The sequence below is a fragment of the Bacillus sp. FSL R5-0603 genome (assembly GCF_038050295.1).
Classification (GTDB): domain Bacteria; phylum Bacillota; class Bacilli; order Bacillales; family Bacillaceae; genus Bacillus; species Bacillus subtilis.
On record NZ_JBBOYP010000001.1, the window covers coordinates 1830202 to 1850352 of the forward strand.

Below are 20151 nucleotides of genomic sequence, written 5' to 3' on the forward strand. Positions count from 1 at the left end.
ATTTGAATTTTCTCTATTATAAACGTATTAGGCTATTCTGTGTCAAAAGAGAAGTTTTTTAAGCTTATAACCATTTTACTTTAGGTTCTGTTTTATTGATAATTCGTTTAATGTTCGCCCGGTGTCTGTATATCACAAAAATAGTGAGCAGGGTAACGACAATCAATAAATACGTATCATGGACAAAGAAACTATATATAACAGTATATATCCCTGTTAACATCGATGAGAGAGAAACAAATTTAGTCAAGTATAAAAAGATGAAGAATACCGCAACCATCGTGATAAATAACAGGGGTGCGTAAAATAGCAAAACGCCTCCTGATGTCGCCACGGCTTTACCGCCTTTAAATTTGGCGAAGATGGGAAACACGTGGCCTAAAACCGCAAAGACTCCTGCAAGAAGCGGGTGAATATCAACATGCATGAGAAAAGGCAATGCAGTTGCCAGTGTCCCTTTCAAAATATCTCCGGCTATGACGACCGAACCAGCTTTTACTCCCAATGTACGGAATGCATTGGTAGCGCCTAAGTTGCCGCTTCCGTGCTCCCGAATATCAATTCCCTTGGCAAGCTTGCCCACAATTAAGCCAGATGGAATGCTGCCTATCAAGTAGGCCAAAATAATCAATAAAGCAATTAACATCTACATTTCTCCTTTTTCAAATTCCCTTCTTTTTATTTTAACATGAGATGTCATGATCTGATGATAAGTTTTTTTGTAAAGTTTGCTTACAAATCAAATCAAACATGCATCATATTTTGATTTCTCCTGTTTTGATCGTGTAAAATAAGTGAAAAAGGAGTGACACACGATGCAAAACCCTTCTAAAGCGGAAATTAAAGAGATTCTTCAAAGAAGCAAACGTATAGCGGTAGTAGGGCTTTCAGACCGTCCGGATAGAACGTCACATATGGTTTCAAAAGCAATGCAGGACGCGGGTTATGAAATTATCCCTGTGAACCCGACAATTGATGAGGCGCTAGGTGTCAAAGCCGTTTCATCTTTAAAAGAGATTGAAGGTCCGATTGACATCGTAAATGTATTCCGGCGCTCAGAACAGCTTCCTGGAGTGGCGAAAGAGTTTTTAGAGACAGATACGCCAGTCTTTTGGGCACAGCAAGGGCTAGTTAATGAGGAAGCATACCAGATGCTAAAAGAAAAAGGCAGAACGGTTATCATGGATCTGTGCATAAAAGTGGCACACGCTGTAACAAAATAGGTGCAGAACTGCAAAAATCCTTGTAAATTCAAGGATTTTTGCTTTTTAATTTTAAGATATTGTTTGCGTATTACGGTGAAACAGATACAATAAAGCTTGAACAGCTTTTTTTGAATACCTTGTCCAGCTGGGTTTCGGCCGTTCGATTTGCGAAGGTCTGCTGCTTTATATATAATAAACAAACATACGTTCTTATGGTGTAAAAACAGCACTAGCCGATGTTTTGAGAAGAACTGATTCGTTAGCTCTATGTTGCGATTGCAAACATATTGGTTATAATGAGGAGTCCAAGGCAGTACTGGCTCGAGGCGAGGTTTATAAAAAATATCTTATATACAAATGATGTGTAACACTGAAAAAGAGAAAGACAATGTTAGTTTTTGAAAGGGGTTTGTACGTTTGGCTAGAAAACAGCAATTTGATTACAACGAAGATGCCATACAGGTGCTCGAAGGCCTTGAGGCTGTCAGGAAAAGGCCGGGTATGTATATTGGCTCTACTGACGCGCGGGGTTTGCACCACTTGGTTTATGAAATTGTAGATAACTCTGTCGACGAGGTGCTTGCCGGCCATGGAGATCACATAATCGTCAAAATACATAAAGACAATAGTATTTCTGTACAGGATAGAGGCCGCGGCATGCCGACCGGAATGCATAAGCTCGGCAAACCAACCCCTGAAGTGATTTTAACGGTGCTTCATGCCGGAGGAAAATTCGGCCAAGGCGGCTATAAGACAAGCGGCGGGCTCCACGGAGTTGGTGCATCAGTCGTGAATGCTTTATCTGAATGGCTGACGGTTACCATTGAGCGGGACGGTTTTGTCTATCAGCAGCGATTTGAAAATGGAGGAAAACCGGTTACATCTCTCGAAAAGATCGGCAAAACAAAAAAGACGGGAACTCTTACACACTTTAAGCCAGATCCAACGATGTTCAGCACAACCACTTATAATTTTGAAACGCTCTCTGAGCGCTTAAGAGAGTCTGCGTTTTTGTTAAAAGGACTGAAAATTGAGCTGATTGATGAACGCAATGACCAGCATGAGGTCTTTTATTATGAAAACGGCATAGAAGCGTTTGTTGCTTACTTAAATGAAGAAAAAGACGTCTTGTCTGAAGTGGTCTCGTTTGAGGGTGAGCATCATTCTATAGAAGTGGACTTTGCGTTCCAGTTTAACGATGGTTATTCTGAAAATATTTTGTCGTTTGTTAACAATGTCAGAACAAAAGACGGCGGGACGCATGAGTCAGGTGCAAAAACTGCGATGACGCGTGCTTTTAATGAATATGCGCGAAAAGTGGCTTTGCTGAAAGAAAAGGATAAGAACCTTGAAGGCACCGATATAAGGGAAGGGCTTTCAGCCATTATTTCTGTCCGCATTCCTGAGGAGCTTCTTCAATTTGAGGGACAAACAAAAGGAAAGCTCGGTACCAGTGAAGCAAGATCAGCAGTTGATGCGATTGTTTCAGAGCGGCTTGCTTACTTTTTAGAGGAAAATCGGGACACCGCAACGCTTCTTGTCAAAAAAGCAATCAAGGCGAGCCAGGCGCGCGAAGCGGCACGCAAAGCCCGTGAAGAAGCAAGAAGCGGCAAAAAACGAAAAAAATCAGAAGCGACTTTAAGCGGAAAGCTGACGCCTGCGGGTTCAAGAAACCCGGCAAAAAATGAATTGTATCTCGTTGAGGGAGATTCAGCAGGCGGGTCAGCCAAGCAGGGAAGAGACCGCAGATTCCAAGCGGTACTGCCTTTACGCGGTAAAGTCATTAATACAGAAAAAGCTAAACTTGCTGATATCTTTAAAAATGAAGAGATCAATACGATCATTCATGCGATCGGCGGGGGAGTCGGAGCAGATTTCTCAATCGATGACATCAACTACGACAAAATCATCATTATGACCGATGCCGATACTGACGGCGCCCATATTCAAGTGCTGCTTCTTACCTTTTTCTATCGCTATATGAAACCGCTGATTGAGCATGGCAAAGTGTTCATTGCGCTGCCACCTTTATATAAGGTCAGTAAAGGAAGCGGGAAGAAGGAAATCATTGAATATGCATGGTCTGATGAAGAGATGGGTGATGTCCTGAAAAAAGTCGGCAAAGGCTATACTATTCAACGATATAAGGGTCTTGGAGAGATGAACGCAGACCAGCTGTGGGAAACGACGATGAATCCGGAGTCCCGCACACTTGTTAGGGTCAAAATTGACGATGCGGCACGTGTAGAGAGACGTGTGACGACGTTAATGGGAGACAAAGTAGAGCCGCGCAGAAAGTGGATTGAGAAAAACGTCGCTTTCGGCTTAGATGAAGAAAGCAATATTTTAGAAAATGAAAACTTATCGGTCGCTGAGGAGGTTTAATGATTGTCACAGCCAGAATTATTTCATGATTTACCATTAGAAGAGGTGATCGGCGACCGTTTTGGACGCTACAGTAAATATATTATTCAAGACAGGGCGCTGCCCGATGCGAGAGACGGATTAAAGCCGGTACAGCGCAGAATTCTGTATGCAATGCATACAGATGGAAACACGTTTGATAAAAACTTCAGAAAAGCGGCCAAAACGGTCGGTAACGTCATCGGTAACTATCATCCGCACGGTGACAGCTCGGTTTATGAAGCAATGGTGCGGATGAGCCAGGATTGGAAAGTTCGTAATGTGTTAATCGAAATGCATGGAAACAATGGAAGTATCGACGGAGATCCCCCGGCAGCCATGCGTTATACAGAGGCACGATTATCTCCGATAGCGTCTGAGCTTCTTCGGGATATTGACAAAAACACGGTTGAATTTGTGCCGAACTTCGATGACACAAGCAAGGAACCTGTCGTACTCCCGGCGATGTTTCCTAACCTATTGGTCAACGGATCTACCGGGATTTCAGCAGGATACGCGACCGATATTCCCCCTCATCATCTGGGAGAAGTCATTGATGCTGTCATTAAGCGTATTCAAATGCCTTCTTGCTCTGTTGATGAACTCATGGAAGTCATTAAAGGGCCTGATTTTCCGACAGGCGGTATTATTCAGGGCGTTGACGGGATAAGAAAAGCTTACGAAACCGGAAAAGGAAAAATCATTATCCGCGGAAAGGCTGAAATTGAAACAATTAGAGGCGGACGAGAACAAATTGTCATTACTGAAATTCCATTTGAAGTAAATAAAGCAAACCTTGTAAAAAAAATGGACGAGTTCCGTATTGATAAAAAGGTTGAAGGCATCTCAGAGGTTCGTGATGAAACGGATCGAACAGGGCTGAGAGTGGTCATTGAACTGAAAAAAGAAGCTGATGCCAAAGGCATTTTGAATTTCTTATACAAAAACACTGATTTGCAGATCACATATAACTTCAATATGGTGGCTATCCATAACCGCCGTCCGATGCTGATGAGCCTGCCGTCTATTTTGGATGCATATATCGGACACCAAAAGGAAGTTGTCACAAACCGGTCCGTTTACGAGCTTCAAAAAGCAAAAGACAGACATCATATCGTAGAAGGGCTCATGAAAGCTTTGTCTATTTTGGATGAAGTGATTGCAACAATCCGTTCTTCTAGCGATAAACGTGACGCTAAAAACAATTTGATCGCGAAATATGAATTTACGGAGCCTCAGGCTGAAGCCATCGTGTCATTGCAGCTATATCGTTTAACCAATACAGATATTACAGCGCTTAAGGAAGAGGCAGAAGAGCTCGGTAAAAAAATTGAAGAGCTCGAATCTATTCTGAGCAATGATAAAAAACTGCTAAAAGTGATTACAAACAGCTTAAAAGCATTGAAAAAGAAATATGTAGATACGAGACGCTCCGTGATTGAAGAAAAAATTGAAGAAATTAAAATCAATCTCGAAGTCATGGTGGCATCTGAGGATGTATATGTAACCGTTACGAAGGATGGTTACCTAAAACGGACGAGCCAGCGCTCATTTGCCGCTTCCAACGGTCAGGACTTCGGAATGAAAGATACGGACAGGATGCTGCATCAGTTTGAAATGAATACGACAGACGTGCTGCTGCTCTTTACGAACAAAGGAAGCTACATCTATTGTCCTGTTCACCAGCTGCCTGATATCAGATGGAAGGACATGGGCCAGCATTTTTCAAATCTGATCACTATTGACCGTGATGAAACGATTGTAAAGGCCATACCGATAAAAGAATTTGATCCGTCGGCATATCTTCTATTCTTTACGAAAAACGGGATGGTGAAAAAGACAGAGCTCACCCATTATAAAGCACAGCGTTATTCTAAGGCGCTTGTGGCCTTAAATCTGAAGGGTGAAGATGAACTGATTGATGTACATGTAACAAATGGGGAAAGCCAGATCTTTATGGCCACTCACTTAGGGTACGGCCTATGGTTTGGAGAAGACGAAGTGAATATAGTTGGCGCGCGTGCGGCAGGTGTCAAAGGGATTAACTTAAAAGAAGATGACTTTGTTGTCTCCGGTGAGATCCTTCAGCAATCTGATTCAATTGTCTTGTTCACACAGCGGGGAGCGGTAAAACGCATGAGTCTTTCTGAGTTCGAGAAGACATCCCGTGCAAAACGCGGTGTCGTAATGCTAAGGGAACTGAAAAAGAATCCTCACCGAGTTGTAGCACTGTTCGCTTGCGGTCTTGAACAGCGACTAATGGCAGAAACAGAAAAAGGCGACAGAAAAGAACTGCAGGCAAAAGAGTTGCGGACAAACGACAGATACAGCAATGGCTCTTTCTTTTTTGATGAAGAGGAATCAGGCAAGGTTACAGCTGTTTGGCGCCTTCATACAGAACAATAATAAAAAACCCGCTCATACTATATGAGCGGGTTTCGTTTGTTTTTTATCAGCTTTCATGATTGGTGAATAGATCTGTTACCGCATGAATGACTTCAATTCCCTGCCATACAAATAAATTCAGCGCTGTGAAAGAAAATAAGCCTAAAATCACCATTCTTAAGATAAACAACATGTTAAACAGCCTCCTCATATTTTCGTTACATAATCGGGTGATGTTGAACATGAAGTTTGCCGAAATAAGACGATTGATAAAATTTGGCCAGTATAAAGCTTTTTTTTCGCTGACGTCGGCGGGAGTATCCCGTACTTTTGCTTTCAGCGGTCAGAAGCAGAACAGCCATTGCCCATAAAGCGGTCAGCGTAAATGCCCCTGTGATGGATTTCTTCTCATCATCAGCATTTTGGCCGGCTTTCATTTCATGCATTTCCTGCTGGTCGGCTACGGCTTTATAATGATGGCCGATATCAAAGGCGTGGGGAATTGAGAACAAATGAAAACTGGCAATCGCCAAGAATAAGATGGATGCTTTCAATATCGTTACTTTTTTCAAATGATCTCCCCCTCCTTTAATATTACTGAATATTTTTATAATAATACCCCAATCCATCCTAAAAGTAAACTTGATTTATTAAATTTAAAAATAAATTTAACTTTGTTAAGTATATATCTTTTTGCTTATTTTTGAAAGAGAAAACTTCTTTTATTAGCGTATGTATACCCGGTTTATGGTGTGAATAAAAACATATTTTAAATGATATGTTTGTTGTTTAGGGTTTATTACTTTATTTATGTGCTAAATCAAAGAGAAAGGCAAGAAATGATTACATTGTTAATAGGGCACTCTTTTTTAAAAGCCAGCTTGCAAGGAATGTTTTTATTCGTAGAAAAATAATAGAGAAGGGGTCGACAGAGTAACATCTGGCTATGACAATATTCTTCTCGAAAAAACTTCCTAATTCGTCATATTGTGATATAATAAAACTCGTTATGTTAAAAAATCTAACATCAAAATCGAATTCGTATTGAATTGATGAAAACGGGAGGTAAATATGGAGTCTTTTTTCAATAGTTTGATTAATATTCCAAGTGATTTCATCTGGAAATACCTATTTTATATTTTAATAGGGCTTGGATTATTTTTTACCATACGTTTTGGTTTTATCCAATTCCGTTATTTTATTGAAATGTTCAGAATAGTAGGGGAGAAGCCGGAAGGAAATAAAGGTGTTTCATCTATGCAGGCATTCTTTATTTCGGCCGCATCCCGAGTCGGCACAGGGAATTTGACTGGTGTAGCCTTAGCAATTGCGACAGGCGGACCAGGCGCTGTATTTTGGATGTGGGTAGTGGCTGCAGTAGGTATGGCTTCAAGCTTTGTTGAGAGTACGTTAGCGCAGCTTTATAAGGTGAGAGACGGGGAGGATTTCCGCGGAGGGCCGGCCTACTATATTCAAAAGGGTCTTGGTGCCAGATGGCTTGGCATCGTTTTTGCAATCTTAATTACCGTCTCATTCGGCTTGATTTTTAACGCTGTTCAAACAAATACAATTGCTGGAGCATTGGATGGCGCATTCCATGTGAATAAAATAGTTGTAGCCATAGTTCTGGCGGTTTTAACTGCGTTTATCATTTTCGGCGGTTTAAAACGTGTTGTCGCTGTTTCACAGTTAATTGTGCCGGTTATGGCAGGCATTTATATCCTTATCGCTTTATTTGTTGTCATCACGAATATTACGGCTTTCCCTGGCGTTATCGCTACAATCGTTAAAAATGCTTTAGGTTTTGAACAAGTCGTCGGCGGCGGAATAGGCGGCATCATCGTTATCGGTGCGCAGCGCGGACTGTTTTCAAACGAAGCAGGAATGGGGAGCGCACCAAACGCGGCTGCGACGGCTCATGTATCCCATCCGGCAAAGCAAGGCTTTATTCAAACATTAGGCGTATTTTTCGATACATTTATCATATGTACGTCCACAGCATTTATTATTTTACTGTACAGTGTAACACCAAAAGGCGACGGCATTCAAGTAACTCAGGCTGCTCTTAACCATCACATTGGAGGCTGGGCGCCGACTTTCATCGCAGTCGCAATGTTCTTGTTTGCATTCAGTTCAGTTGTCGGCAACTATTATTATGGCGAGACAAACATTGAATTTATTAAAACAAGCAAAACATGGCTGAACATTTACCGTATCGCTGTAATTGCTATGGTTGTGTATGGATCTTTATCAGGCTTCCAAATCGTTTGGGATATGGCGGACCTCTTTATGGGTATCATGGCGCTGATCAACTTAATTGTGATTACGCTGCTGTCAAACGTTGCTTACAAAGTGTATAAAGATTACGCGAAACAGCGTAAGCAAGGACTTGATCCTGTGTTTAAAGCGAAAAACATCCCGGGGCTGAAAAACGCTGAAACATGGGAAGATGAACAAGAAGCATAATATAAATGTAAAACAAAGCTGCATTCAATAGTTGAATGCAGCTTTTTCATTATTGGAAATAAATTTAATTTTTCGACTCGAAGGAAAAATGACGTGTAAAGTCCCAATTCAGTCCAGTTTTCTTTGTTGTATATGTGTCATGTGTGTCTTATTCAATGGAGATAGAGCAAATTGACAGGCTTTTAAACCTCCCAAAAACAAGAAATTAGGTTGATAGACAATCATGAGAAAGATTTTTACAATGAGTTCGTGCTCATAAGAAGTGAAGAGCCAAAATGATGCGAAGGAGGAAAAGATCAGATATGAAACGGTCAATCTCTATTTTTATTACGTGTTTATTGATTACGTTATTGACAATGAGCGGCATAATGGCTTCGCCGGCATCAGCAGCAGGGACAAAAACGCCAGTAGCCAAGAATGGCCAGCTTAGCATAAAAGGTACACAGCTCGTTAACCGAGACGGTAAAGCGGTACAGCTGAAGGGGATCAGTTCACACGGATTGCAATGGTATGGAGAATATGTCAATAAAGACAGCTTAAAATGGCTGAGGGACGATTGGGGTATAACCGTTTTCCGTGCAGCGATGTATACGGCAGATGGCGGTTATATTGACAACCCGTCCGTGAAAAATAAAGTAAAAGAAGCGGTTGAAGCGGCAAAAGAGCTTGGGATATATGTCATCATTGACTGGCATATCTTAAATGACGGTAATCCAAACCAAAATAAAGAGAAGGCAAAAGAATTCTTCAGGGAAATGTCAAGCCTTTACGGAAACACGCCAAACGTCATTTATGAAATTGCAAACGAACCAAACGGTGATGTGAACTGGAAGCGTGATATTAAACCGTATGCGGAAGAAGTGATTTCCGTTATCCGCAAAAATGATCCAGACAACATCATCATTGTCGGAACCGGTACATGGAGCCAGGATGTAAATGATGCTGCTGATGACCAGCTAAAAGATGCAAACGTTATGTACGCACTTCATTTTTACGCCGGTACTCACGGCCAGTTTTTACGGGATAAAGCAAACTATGCACTCAGCAAAGGAGCACCTATTTTTGTGACAGAATGGGGAACAAGCGACGCGTCTGGCAATGGCGGTGTATTCCTTGATCAATCGAGGGAATGGCTGAAATATCTCGACAGCAAGACCATCAGCTGGGTGAACTGGAATCTTTCTGATAAGCAGGAATCATCCTCAGCTTTAAAGCCGGGGGCATCTAAAACAGGCGGCTGGCGGTTGTCAGATTTATCTGCTTCGGGAACATTCGTTAGAGAAAACATTCTCGGCACCAAAGATTCGACGAAGGACATTCCTGAAACGCCAGCAAAAGATAAACCCACACAGGAAAACGGTCTTTCTGTACAATACAGAGCAGGGGATGGGAGTATGAACAGCAACCAAATCCGTCCGCAGCTTCAAATAAAAAATAACGGCAATACCACGGTTGATTTAAAAGATGTCACTGCCCGTTACTGGTATAAAACGAAAAACAAAGGCCAAAACGTTGACTGTGACTACGCGCAGATTGGATGCGGCAATGTGACACACAAGTTTGTGACGTTGCATAAACCAAAGCAAGGTGCAGATACCTATCTGGAACTTGGATTTAAAAACGGAACGTTGGCACCGGGAGCAAGCACAGGGAATATTCAGCTTCGTCTTCACAATGATGACTGGAGCAATTATGCACAAAGCGGCGATTATTCCTTTTTCAAATCAAATACGTTTAAAACAACGAAAAAAATCACATTATATGATCAAGGAAAACTGATTTGGGGAACAGAACCAAATTAGTTAAGCTTTTTTTGGCGGACATCAGTAACGATGTCCGTTTTTATCATCTAATAGGAGGTTTGCGTTGTGGATGAAATACTGAAACAGTATATGGTGCTGTACAAAAAAATGAGTAATATGATAAATGGTCCGGACTATCCAGGTAAGGAAAAAGACATCCAGCATCAAAAAGATCAGATCGAAGTTTACGAAAAACAGCTGCAGCAAGGATTTTCTACAGATTATGACTATGATGTGTTTGCTGATTCTGTTATCAAATGCGCATATGGCGATATGACGCTGGAGGATTTAGAAGCAGTTTATTATGGATTGACAACACCATTTTTTTGATTTGTCATTCAGCAGTAAAATTTCAAAATTTCAATTTCTGTCTCACTAACTTAAGTATACTTTGATATTGAGACGGAAATTTATTTATTTCACTTACTTCCTAGAATATATATTATGTAAACTATAAAAGATGAAGATTAAAGCTTTGCTGTTTTTATGTACATCCTTTCTTCTTCCTTCCTGTAATTCAGCAACAAATTAAAAAAGCGATTTCCCAATCGGAAAATCGCCAATTCAGACACTCTATTATTTATGTGTGTCTTTGTGCTCTTAACGATTTACAACAAATGTTGTCACGCTTTGAGCTGGAAGATGGGCCCAAAAATGATTGCCTGATACAGTGAGATTCGTTCCAGGTTGTAGATTGCTACTGCTGCTCGTGATCCATCTAGATACGTTTGAAGCAGATCCATTCTGCAAAACAAAGTTTTGGTTGACTCCTGTGTTGCTTTTATTGATGGCAACAATAACGACCTTGTTGTCACCTTTATAGGCTGACACGTAAACGCTCGCATTAGGGTTTTTCGTTGCATCAATCCTTACATAGCCGGGACGCACAAACTTTGAGAAATGAGCCATATTGTAGCCGCGTTTGCTGATCGTACCATCTTCTTTCATAGGTCCATATGATCTTCGGATGTACCACCATACATAAGCTTGAAAGTCCCCCTCTACCATCGCATTGTGAATATGCTGTGAAACATCCAATGCCTCAGGCCATCGATCCGCCGAGTTGTTATCACTGTTCGGATAGTATACTTCCGTCATCCAAAGGTCCTTCCCCGCTCCTTTTTGTTTGAAAAGAGGATAAGGGAATTGGCTGACCTGGGTGCCGTACAGGTGGGTTCCGAGAATATCCATATTGGCAAGAGCCTGCGGATCGTTCAAAATCGGGTCCGACAAATTCTTCAAGTATTGAAATGACTCAGGCGCAATGACGCGGGCATTGATCGAGCCGGCGTTTTCTCTCATAAAGCGAAGTATTTCTTGCGGCGTCCACCACGTCCACTCGTGAGCGTAATCAGGCTCGTTTTGTACCGAAATCGCGTAAAGATTCACACCATTATTCTTCATGAAGGTAACAAAATCGTTAAGATGCTGCGCGTATGCTGCGTACTTGTTGTATTTCAGCCGTTTAGCCGATGTGTCACCATTACGATTAAAGGTCTCAACCATATCACTTGGAGGATTCCAAGGAGAAGCAAAAACGATTGCTCCATGTTTGACCGCACTCTTTGCAGTCTCCACCTCTTTATACCAATTATTTCGATTTTCATCTACATGAATTCTTAAGATTGAAAATCCTAACTGGTTCTGTCCATTGCCAAAAGCAGTTTCTCTTTGAGCTGCTGTAAGATCCCCAGCCCAAGCCGGATGATTCATCCCTCCAAAACCGCGAATCACTTGTTTCTCTGCAGATACATTAACTGTTACATCACTTGCTGCCAAAACTTCAGTAGCGCCTGGCCCTAACATGACTGACAACATAGTGAAACATACTAATAGTACACAAATTGTTTTTTTTTATGCGTGGAATCATTTATTTCTCTCCTTCGTCATGTGTCTTTTACGGTATTAAAAAATCTGCATGGCATATCCATAATGGCGGGCTGTCCCGGTGCTGGCTCGTACTTCACCCGCCTCGTTTTTAAGCGGCCCATTACGAGTACTATCTTTGCGTAAACTGCCAGTAATCAAAATTAAATAAGTTTCCTGTACCTGTTCCGGTAAATACAAAGAATACTTTGTGCACACCGGTTGCCCCGCTTACTGCAGTTTCTATTTCTCTCCACGTTTGCGCTCCACCTGTGGAAGGTACATTCAGAGTTCCAACAAGCTTACCATCAGCACTATCGAGGCGCACTTCTATTTTCCCGCCTAAAGTGGATGCTACATTTGCTTTAAATGTCCTGGCACCGCCCGCTCCGAAGTCTGCATTTCCTACAGCAATCCAGTCTCCATTTTGAATGCTTGTTACATGCTGATTATTTACTGGCCCGCCGGGTGCTGTGGACTTCTCTGTCAAAATGCGTCCATTCCAAGCAAACGTTTCAGCTTCTACCCGGTTATAAGGATTCAAATTGGAAAGCTGTGTTACACCTGCATAATTTGCTGCTACCTCTTGGATGGATCCATCTGGGTTATGCACCAGCTTATTAATATGGGGAGAACGGTATCCTTTGCCGGCCCCGAACAGAGCGGAACTGACAGTTTGCGCGTGGTACACCACATACCACTCGTTTTTAAAATTGAAAACAGCATGATGGTTGTTTCCGCCGCCTCCGAAAAATGCACCCGGATTTTTCAGGAAGTGCCCTCTATATGTAAAGGGGCCCATGGGACTTGAACTGGTCATGTAGCCGATCTCACCTGGGGGTTTATCGGCCGGGTGCGTGCCGCCGAAATTGATGCAATAGGAATAGTAGTATGTTCCGTTATACTTGTGCAGTCCCGAATCTTCAAACATGAAAGGCGCATCAATTGTAGATGCACTTCCCTCAACACTCGTCATATCAGGCCCTAATTTTATGACTCTAGCCGTTTTAGGATTGGCCCATTGTCCCTGCGTTGGATTTGAACCGCCAGGAACGCCTCCCCCGGCATACAGGTAACCGGTGCCGTCATCATCTACAAATACTGCCGGATCAAAAAGCCATACAACACCAGACATTCCTGGCGTACTTGGCGTTACGAGCGGTTTTCCGATTGGGTCGGTCCATGGACCAATCGGGCTGTCTGCGGTGAGAACCCCGATACCTCCGCCGCTGTTTGCGAAATAAAGGAAGAATTTATCCTTGCCATTGATTTTTTTAACTGCGATTGACGGTGCCCATGACGACCCTGCCCATTTTGCTATCCCACGGCCTCCATTAGCTCCATTGGCACCTGCTACCGGAATGGCTCCGTGGTCTGTCCAGTTCACCATATCCGCTGAAGATATGACGAATACTCTATTCAAATTGGCAAATGAATTATCTTTAATTGTTCCGTTGCTATTATATTCATAGTCATCACTTGACATATAGATGTAGACTCTTCCGTTATAGGTCAGCGCAACCGGATCCGCTCCCAAATGATGGTCGATAAGCGGGTTTGAATTTCCTATATGTTTTGCAATTGTACTACTGGTGGCAGCATACGCAGACTTTCCAGCTAAGCAGCTCAAAAGTAAAACAAGAATCCATAAACATACGCTACACTTTTTTCTCATCACTTCACATCCTCCTTTTTCCTTAAAATGGGGGATTTTCTTTTGGAATTTGATGACAACAGGTCATGAAGATCGCACGCATAAGGTAGCCGGAAGCTGTTTAGCAATGTTCCCAGTTCTTGTTCTGAAAGCTCATCTTCATGTGTCTCCATTCTCTCCTTTCTTCGAGGAGATCGCACCACTCCTTCAAAATTGTTCAAAAAAATTTCCCCATTCCTAGCGACCATTGTCCAGAAAATGATTGTTCATGGCCTCCCACTAATCACATTGAACGGAGATTACATCATTATCCAAGATATTCCTTTATATAACATCCTACATCATTAAAAAAATTGTGTATAGAAACTTTTGGAGGAGTTAGTGTTCGATTCTACAAAGGAACTGGATACATTTATTCATTGATAAGATGGGGCTCACTCCGTTTATATTTGTATGTTTTCAGACACAAAAAACAGCCGTTCAATGCGGCTGTTTTTTTAAAGAGTATAAGAACTATTGAGCGGTATACCCGCTTTTTCATGTTTTGTTCATATTTTATTAATTGTTTATTCAACACTGTCCGCTATAGTAATCCATATCAACAAATATGACTGCCACTCGCATCTTTTATGAAGGGAGGTTCGTTACGCTGAAAGAAAAAATAAAGACCTTAGGCCGTTTTTGCACCGTAGGCGTCGGCAATACGCTGATAGATTTTGGTGTCTTCTTTCTTCTTACCGCTTGTCATGTCTCTTATCTGCCGGCGCAGATCTGCTCCTATACTGCAGGTATCGTCAACAGCTATGTGTGGAACCGGAATTGGACGTTTTGTGTGAAACGTAAGGCTGACGGGAAAGAGATCGTGCGTTTTCTCATGATTAATATTGCCGCGTCAGGGATCACCTTTTTGCTGCTTTATTTGTTTCAAAATTGCGGCTGCTCGCTTTTGGTGAGTAAGCTCGCCGCCACTATCGGCGGAATGATGATGAATTTTATCGGAAACCGAATCTGGGTATTTGGAGATTCGCTGAAAAACATACAGGATCAGGAGTGAAGATGAATGAGAAAAAAAGTGAGAAAAGCGGTTATACCCGCAGCGGGTTTAGGAACGAGATTTCTGCCGGCGACAAAGGCGCAGCCTAAAGAAATGCTCCCAATCGTCGACAAACCAGCAATCCAATATATTGTAGAAGAGGCCGCAGAGTCAGGAATTGAAGATATACTGATTATTACAGGGAGAAACAAACGCTCGATTGAAGATCATTTTGATCGGTCGGCGGAATTGGAATTCAATCTCCGGGAAAAAGGCAAGACGGAGACACTTAAGGAAATGCAGCAGATTGCCGATTTGGCCAACATTCATTACATCCGCCAGAAAGAACCGCTCGGATTAGGCCATGCGGTGCTGTGTGCGGAGCATTTTATCGGAGATGAGCCTTTTGCCGTTCTCTTAGGTGATGATATTATGGTGTCTGAAACACCGGCTCTTCGGCAATTAATGGATGTATATGACGTTTATGGCACAGAGGTTGTCGGTGTACAGTCAGTTCTCCCTGAGGATGTCAGCAAATATGGTATTATAAATACATCAGGGTCTCAAGGGCATGTATACGAAGTGAACGATTTAGTGGAAAAGCCTTCTCCTGAAGAAGCACCTTCGGAAATCGCAGTAATGGGACGTTATGTGCTGAATTCTTCGATCTTCTCCGTTTTGAAGACAATTGGCAGAGGCGCGGGCAACGAAATTCAGCTGACAGATGCGCTTCGTGAGGTTTGCCGTAAGGAGCCGATCCACGCCCGGCTGCTGGAAGGAAATCGATATGACATTGGCGATAAGCTAGGCTGTTTTAAAGCGAGCACCGAAATCGGCTTAATGCGTTCCGAAATGAGATCTCAGCTTTTGGCCTATTTAGAAGATGTGATCAAACGGGAAACGAAAGAAATGCTGCGGTAAAAAAATTGTAACCATCTTGCTCGTCAATCAGTCATATAATAGTGAAAAAGATTAGGACAGGTTGTGAAGAATGTGGGCAGTTTGATAAGCGAAATTTTAACATGGCTGACGAACATGGGATATGCGGGTATTGCGATTGGGTTAATGATCGAAATCATTCCGAGTGAGATTGTATTAGCTTATGGCGGCTATATGGTATCGGAAGGCACGATTGGATTTATTGGCGCAATTATTGCGGGTGTTATCGGGGGCACCATTGCCCAGATCTTTATTTACTGGATCGGCCGCTATGGCGGCAGGCCATTTCTGGACAAATACGGGAAGTATTTATTGATTAAAAAGCATCATATCGACATGTCGGAAAACTGGTTTCAGAAATACGGCGCCGGAGTTGTCTTCTCGGCTCGTTTTATACCGGTTGTCAGACATGCCATATCCATTCCGGCAGGTATTGCCAGAATGCCTTTTCTCAAATTTGTGGTACTGACTGTGCTTGCTATCATTCCATGGTCTATTCTGTTTGTTTATTTAGGCATACAGCTAGGAAGCCAGTGGGATGATGTTGAGAATATAGCAGGCACTTATACAACACCGATTATGATATTGGCTGTTGTCGTGATAGCCCTTTATTTTGTGATTAAGAAACGTACAGCCATATTTAAACGATAGCTAGCGGATATGCATAGGGGTGACTGACGCTCCCCTATGCATATTTTTTTACTTCCGATGTTGATTTGCCAGCTTCAGATTCTCCGCTAAAAATGCGACAAACACTTCATCCCGCACGAGCGATGCGGCATAATTTCTCTTAATAAACCATTCTGCCTCTTCAAACGCTGCGAATGTTTCGTCTTGGGTTTCTCCGTTAATTTGAATATTCCATTCGTTGTCTAAAGGGAAAAGAAAAAATCTCATTTGTGCGCGATTTTCATATAATGATCCATTCGCAGATCCCTTTAGATTATAGATGTTACGGAAGGCATCCGGCCGTACAGGATCAATACGGAAAGCTTCAGCTACAAACAACTCGTATACTTCATCGGTTATTGAACAGCCGGACGCTTTTGCATGCCCTCCGCCGCCATATCGGCCGGCGATTTCTGACACATCGATGTAATCATGAATGGTGCGGAGACTGACTCGTTTTGACCCCATGCTCAAAATCGCAATGTAATCGAGGTGCGGGTTATCTTTCCCTAGCCTGTTTCCCAGTTCTGAATGGTACGATTCAGCGTGAACGATGCCTACACAGTGTTCGTGAACAAAGGTTTGTACCATTTCCCTTTTCTTTCTGCGGAGGTAGCGCTCGATTTTTTCGTCTTCTAAATCAAGCAGTTTTTCTTCAAAATCATCGAAGAAAAATTCGTCATGCGCGGAAAGGCGCTGGATCATTTTTGCTTCAAATTCATCGATTGACAGCAAAAAGAAAAGATCATTAAGCCGCTTTGCCTGTTTTTGATCGTGCCGCTCCCACTCCCATGTATCGTATTGGCGGACGAGCTCTGTGAATTGATCTAAGGCATTTGTCGGTTTCATGAAACCATTTTCAACGAGATAGCCATATAAAAGCGATGTCGCGGATGTAAGCCTTCCATCATCGTATTCCACCTGGACAAATCCCCATTCATGCTCATTCAAATGAAGGGCTGTTTTATGATGGTCAATGAGCTTCACTTTGCCCCCTGCATGAACATACTCATTCAATCTCTCTTCGTTTTCTTCATTGACGGCGAGATCGGTGATGAATAACGCGTCCTGTCTGTTGCTCTCCTTCGCTTTTTCTAAAAAGTACTGCACCTGTGCGTTTAAGCCGTTGACAGAGTTATACCGGACCTCTACGTCTTTTCCGAATGCCAATTTTGCTACGATTCCGCACCCTACTCCGTCCAAGTCGTTATGTGAATATAAATGATACATAATGTAGGCCCCTTTTTATGATAAACTGAAAATTGCCGCTAGAGGTGCGGCAGCCTTTATTTACTATTCTAAAAAACCAAGCGTTTTATGCAAAGGTAATTAGTTGACATAATGTTGTTATTGTAAATATATAAAGGAGCGCTTTTTACGCTCCTAAGTTCTTGCTTTTACACCGGATAAACCGGATGCTTTCGATTGGTAAATGTCATTTCCTTTGTCATGTATGCCTTGAGCCGTTTGGCCAGCTCATCACGCAGTGAATTGGCTGGGATAACAGCATCAATGATCATTTCTGAAGCCAGACGGTAGATATTGATGTCCTCTTTGTATTCCTCCCGTTTGCTGCTGATAAATGCGGCTCTCTCTTCTTCTGGCAGCTCGGCGATTTTTTTAGCGTAGACAGCGTTTACAGCTGCCTCAGGGCCCATGACGGCGATTTGGGCGGTTGGGAGCGCTAGACAGCAATCCGGTTCAAATGCCGGCCCTGCCATTGCATACAACCCCGCCCCGTAAGCTTTTCGGACAATGACAGAGAGTTTTGGAACAGTTGCCTCCGACATCGCAGAAATCATTTTTGCTCCGTGTCTGATAATCCCAGCCTGTTCTACTTTTGTGCCAATCATAAAACCGGGGATATCCGCTAAGAACAGCAATGGGATATGAAAAGCGTCACATAAGGTAATAAACTTAGCCGCTTTGTCTGCTGAATCGTGGAATAAGACGCCTCCTTTTACCTTCGGCTGGTTTGCAACAATGCCGACAGGCTGTCCGTTTATTCGTGCGAGGCCCGTCAATAATTCCGGTGCAAATAAGGCTTTGATCTCAAAAAATGAGTCTTCATCTATGACCCGCTCAATCAGCTCATGCATATCAAAAGGTGCGTTTTGATTTTGCGGAATGACGTCGACAAGCGGAGTGTCGAAGTGTTTTGGCGGGCGTTTCTCATGAATGGGCGCTTTTTCTTTAAAATTTGCCGGAAAGTAAGACAAATAAGCCCGCGCCAGCTGTATGGCTTCTTCTTCAGTTTCTGCAAGAATATCTCCGCAGCCGGAGATTGAGCAATGCATACGGGCGCCACCCATTTCTTCAAGAGATACTTTTTCGCCAATAACCATTTCCGCCATCCTTGGCGAGCCTAAATACATGGAGGCGTTACCGTCTACCATAACGACGATATCACAGAAGGCCGGAATATAAGCGCCACCTGCTGCAGATGGTCCGAAAAGCAGACAGATTTGCGGAATGCGTCCTGATAATTTGACTTGATTGTAAAAAATTCTTCCTGCACCGCGTCTCCCTGGAAAGACATTGATTTGGTCGGTAATTCGGGCGCCTGCCGAATCGACTAAATAAATGAGCGGACAGTTTAATTTTTCGGCGGTTTCTTGAATTCTGATGATTTTTTCAACTGTTTTTGCTCCCCATGACCCCGCTTTCACTGTTGAATCATTCGCCATGACGCAAACGGTTTGGCCGCCGATTTTGCCGATAGCGGTTACAACTCCGTCAGCGGGAAGCCCGTCTGACATACATTCCGCAAAAAAAGCGTCTTCTAGCTCAATGTCATCGTCAAAGAGAAGGGAAAGCCGCTCTCTGACAAAGAGCTTGCCTTTTTCCCGATTGCTTTGATGATACTTTTCCGCTCCGCCTTTTCGAATCCGTTCAACCCGTTCTGTTCGTTCCTTTTCATAATCCATGAGCATTGCCTCCCTTTTATATTCCCTTGTATACGGCCCGTCTTTTTTCTTGAAAGGCCTGAAGCCCTTCTCTCCTGTCTTTTGTCGGGATGGTTTGTTCATACGCTTTTTGTTCAATCGCAAGGCCTGTAGCGAGATCTGTCTCCAATCCTTTATTGATTGCAAATTTAGCCTGACGGACAGCGATCGGCCCGTTGGCAGAAATGGCTGCGGCCAGTTCCTCTGCTTTTGGCATAAGGTCACAAGGAGCCGTGACATGCTCTACAAGGCCTATTTCTTTTGCTTCGTGTGCGGTCACGCGTCTGCCTGTATAAATGAATTCTTTTGCTTTTCCTCTGCCAATCAGCCGGGGCAGCCTTTGGGTCCCTCCAGCGCCCGGGATAATAGCTAACCCTGTTTCCGGAAGTCCCAGCACAGCTGCTTCAGTTGCGATTCGAAGGTCGCATGCCAATGCCAATTCTAGTCCGCCGCCTAATGCGCTTCCATTTATCGCAGCTATGACCGGCTGCGGCAAGGCATCAAGTAAAGCCGCCGTTCTTTGAATGAGAGATACACTTTCCAGAACCTGATCTTCTTTCAGTTTTATCCGTTCCTTCAGGTCTGCTCCTGCACAAAACGCTTTTTCACCGGTGCCTGTGAGGATGACGCAGCGGATGTTTGAATTGAATTCAATTTCCTGAAGAATCATTTGCAGGTTTCTAAGCATTTCCGCTGAAAGAGCATTTGCTGCCTGAGGCCTGTTTAAGGTGATCAACGCAATATGTTCATTTTTAACAGTAAAAAGAATAGATTCTCCCATTGT

16 protein-coding genes and 1 pseudogene are annotated in these 20151 nt (G+C 42.9%); 9 read left to right on the forward strand and 8 right to left on the reverse strand.

The genetic code is table 11. The features are described 5' to 3' along the window. Positions 1-64: 64 nt before the first annotated feature. On the reverse strand, positions 65-646 hold the full coding sequence (plsY, locus tag NYE56_RS09245) for a glycerol-3-phosphate 1-O-acyltransferase PlsY (protein WP_003231560.1): 582 nt from the start codon (positions 644-646) through the stop codon (positions 65-67). A gap of 169 nt (positions 647-815) precedes the next feature. On the opposite strand from plsY, the gene NYE56_RS09250 reads away from it, so the two are divergent. The 3 genes from NYE56_RS09250 (at position 816) to parC (ending at position 6014) form a co-directional block, all read left to right on the forward strand. Next, positions 816-1223, forward strand: coding sequence for a CoA-binding protein (locus NYE56_RS09250; RefSeq protein ID WP_341283758.1), 408 nt, complete (start codon positions 816-818; stop codon positions 1221-1223). 399 nt (positions 1224-1622) lie between these two features. After that, positions 1623-3590 carry a DNA topoisomerase IV subunit B gene (gene parE / locus NYE56_RS09255; RefSeq protein ID WP_268555145.1) on the forward strand — a complete coding sequence of 656 codons (1968 nt, stop codon included), beginning with the start codon at positions 1623-1625 and terminating at the stop codon, positions 3588-3590. Between the two features lie 3 nt (positions 3591-3593). Then, positions 3594-6014 (forward strand): DNA topoisomerase IV subunit A, encoded by a 2421-nt coding sequence (gene parC / locus NYE56_RS09260; RefSeq protein ID WP_341283759.1) that lies wholly within the window; start codon positions 3594-3596, stop codon positions 6012-6014. Positions 6015-6060: 46 nt separating this feature from the next. On the opposite strand, the gene NYE56_RS09265 is transcribed toward parC, so the two are convergent. Next, a complete protein-coding gene (locus NYE56_RS09265; protein ID WP_003231548.1) occupies positions 6061-6186 on the reverse strand; it encodes a hypothetical protein in 126 nt (41 codons plus the stop codon). A 25-nt stretch (positions 6187-6211) separates the two neighbouring features. Beyond that, the gene (locus tag NYE56_RS09270; protein WP_003245190.1) at positions 6212-6565 is read right to left on the reverse strand and encodes a hypothetical protein; all 354 of its coding nucleotides are present in this window, start codon (positions 6563-6565) and stop codon (positions 6212-6214) included. 499 nt (positions 6566-7064) lie between these two features. Here NYE56_RS09270 and NYE56_RS09275 point away from each other — a divergent pair, with 499 nt between their 5' ends. The 3 genes from NYE56_RS09275 (at position 7065) to NYE56_RS09285 (ending at position 10591) form a co-directional block, all read left to right on the forward strand. Next, positions 7065-8459 carry an alanine/glycine:cation symporter family protein gene (locus NYE56_RS09275; RefSeq protein WP_335451611.1) on the forward strand — a complete coding sequence of 465 codons (1395 nt, stop codon included), beginning with the start codon at positions 7065-7067 and terminating at the stop codon, positions 8457-8459. A 302-nt stretch (positions 8460-8761) separates the two neighbouring features. Then, positions 8762-10261 (forward strand): endo-1,4-beta-glucanase EglS, encoded by a 1500-nt coding sequence (eglS, locus tag NYE56_RS09280; protein ID WP_341283760.1) that lies wholly within the window; start codon positions 8762-8764, stop codon positions 10259-10261. Between the two features lie 66 nt (positions 10262-10327). Continuing rightward, positions 10328-10591, forward strand: a complete 264-nt coding sequence (locus NYE56_RS09285) for a YnfE family protein (RefSeq protein ID WP_003231535.1) — start codon at positions 10328-10330, stop codon at positions 10589-10591. Between the two features lie 270 nt (positions 10592-10861). On the opposite strand, the pseudogene xynC reads toward NYE56_RS09285, so the two are convergent. Both xynC and xynD read right to left on the reverse strand, forming a co-directional pair. Next, positions 10862-12131: pseudogene (xynC, locus tag NYE56_RS09290) on the reverse strand (glucuronoarabinoxylan endo-1,4-beta-xylanase XynC). A gap of 129 nt (positions 12132-12260) precedes the next feature. Further along, a complete protein-coding gene (gene xynD, locus NYE56_RS09295) occupies positions 12261-13802 on the reverse strand; it encodes an alpha-L-arabinofuranosidase (protein ID WP_341283761.1) in 1542 nt (513 codons plus the stop codon). 586 nt (positions 13803-14388) lie between these two features. On the opposite strand from xynD, the gene NYE56_RS09300 reads away from it, so the two are divergent. The 3 genes from NYE56_RS09300 to NYE56_RS09310 all read left to right on the forward strand — a co-directional run bounded on the left by NYE56_RS09300 (position 14389) and on the right by NYE56_RS09310 (position 16404). After that, a complete protein-coding gene (locus NYE56_RS09300; RefSeq protein WP_003231531.1) occupies positions 14389-14835 on the forward strand; it encodes a GtrA family protein in 447 nt (148 codons plus the stop codon). Between the two features lie 6 nt (positions 14836-14841). Then, on the forward strand, positions 14842-15735 hold the full coding sequence (gene galU / locus NYE56_RS09305; RefSeq protein WP_014479952.1) for a UTP--glucose-1-phosphate uridylyltransferase GalU: 894 nt from the start codon (positions 14842-14844) through the stop codon (positions 15733-15735). A 72-nt stretch (positions 15736-15807) separates the two neighbouring features. Beyond that, positions 15808-16404, forward strand: a complete 597-nt coding sequence (locus tag NYE56_RS09310) for a DedA family protein (RefSeq protein WP_003231529.1) — start codon at positions 15808-15810, stop codon at positions 16402-16404. 48 nt (positions 16405-16452) lie between these two features. Here the strand turns inward: NYE56_RS09310 and nrnB are convergent, their stop codons facing one another. The 3 genes from nrnB to NYE56_RS09325 form a co-directional block, all read right to left on the reverse strand. Beyond that, positions 16453-17652 (reverse strand): oligoribonuclease NrnB, encoded by a 1200-nt coding sequence (gene nrnB, locus NYE56_RS09315; protein WP_341283762.1) that lies wholly within the window; start codon positions 17650-17652, stop codon positions 16453-16455. A gap of 167 nt (positions 17653-17819) precedes the next feature. After that, positions 17820-19355, reverse strand: a complete 1536-nt coding sequence (locus tag NYE56_RS09320; RefSeq protein ID WP_341283763.1) for an acyl-CoA carboxylase subunit beta — start codon at positions 19353-19355, stop codon at positions 17820-17822. A gap of 10 nt (positions 19356-19365) precedes the next feature. After that, the gene (locus tag NYE56_RS09325; RefSeq protein ID WP_123374442.1) at positions 19366-20148 is read right to left on the reverse strand and encodes an enoyl-CoA hydratase; all 783 of its coding nucleotides are present in this window, start codon (positions 20146-20148) and stop codon (positions 19366-19368) included. Positions 20149-20151 lie beyond the last annotated feature (3 nt).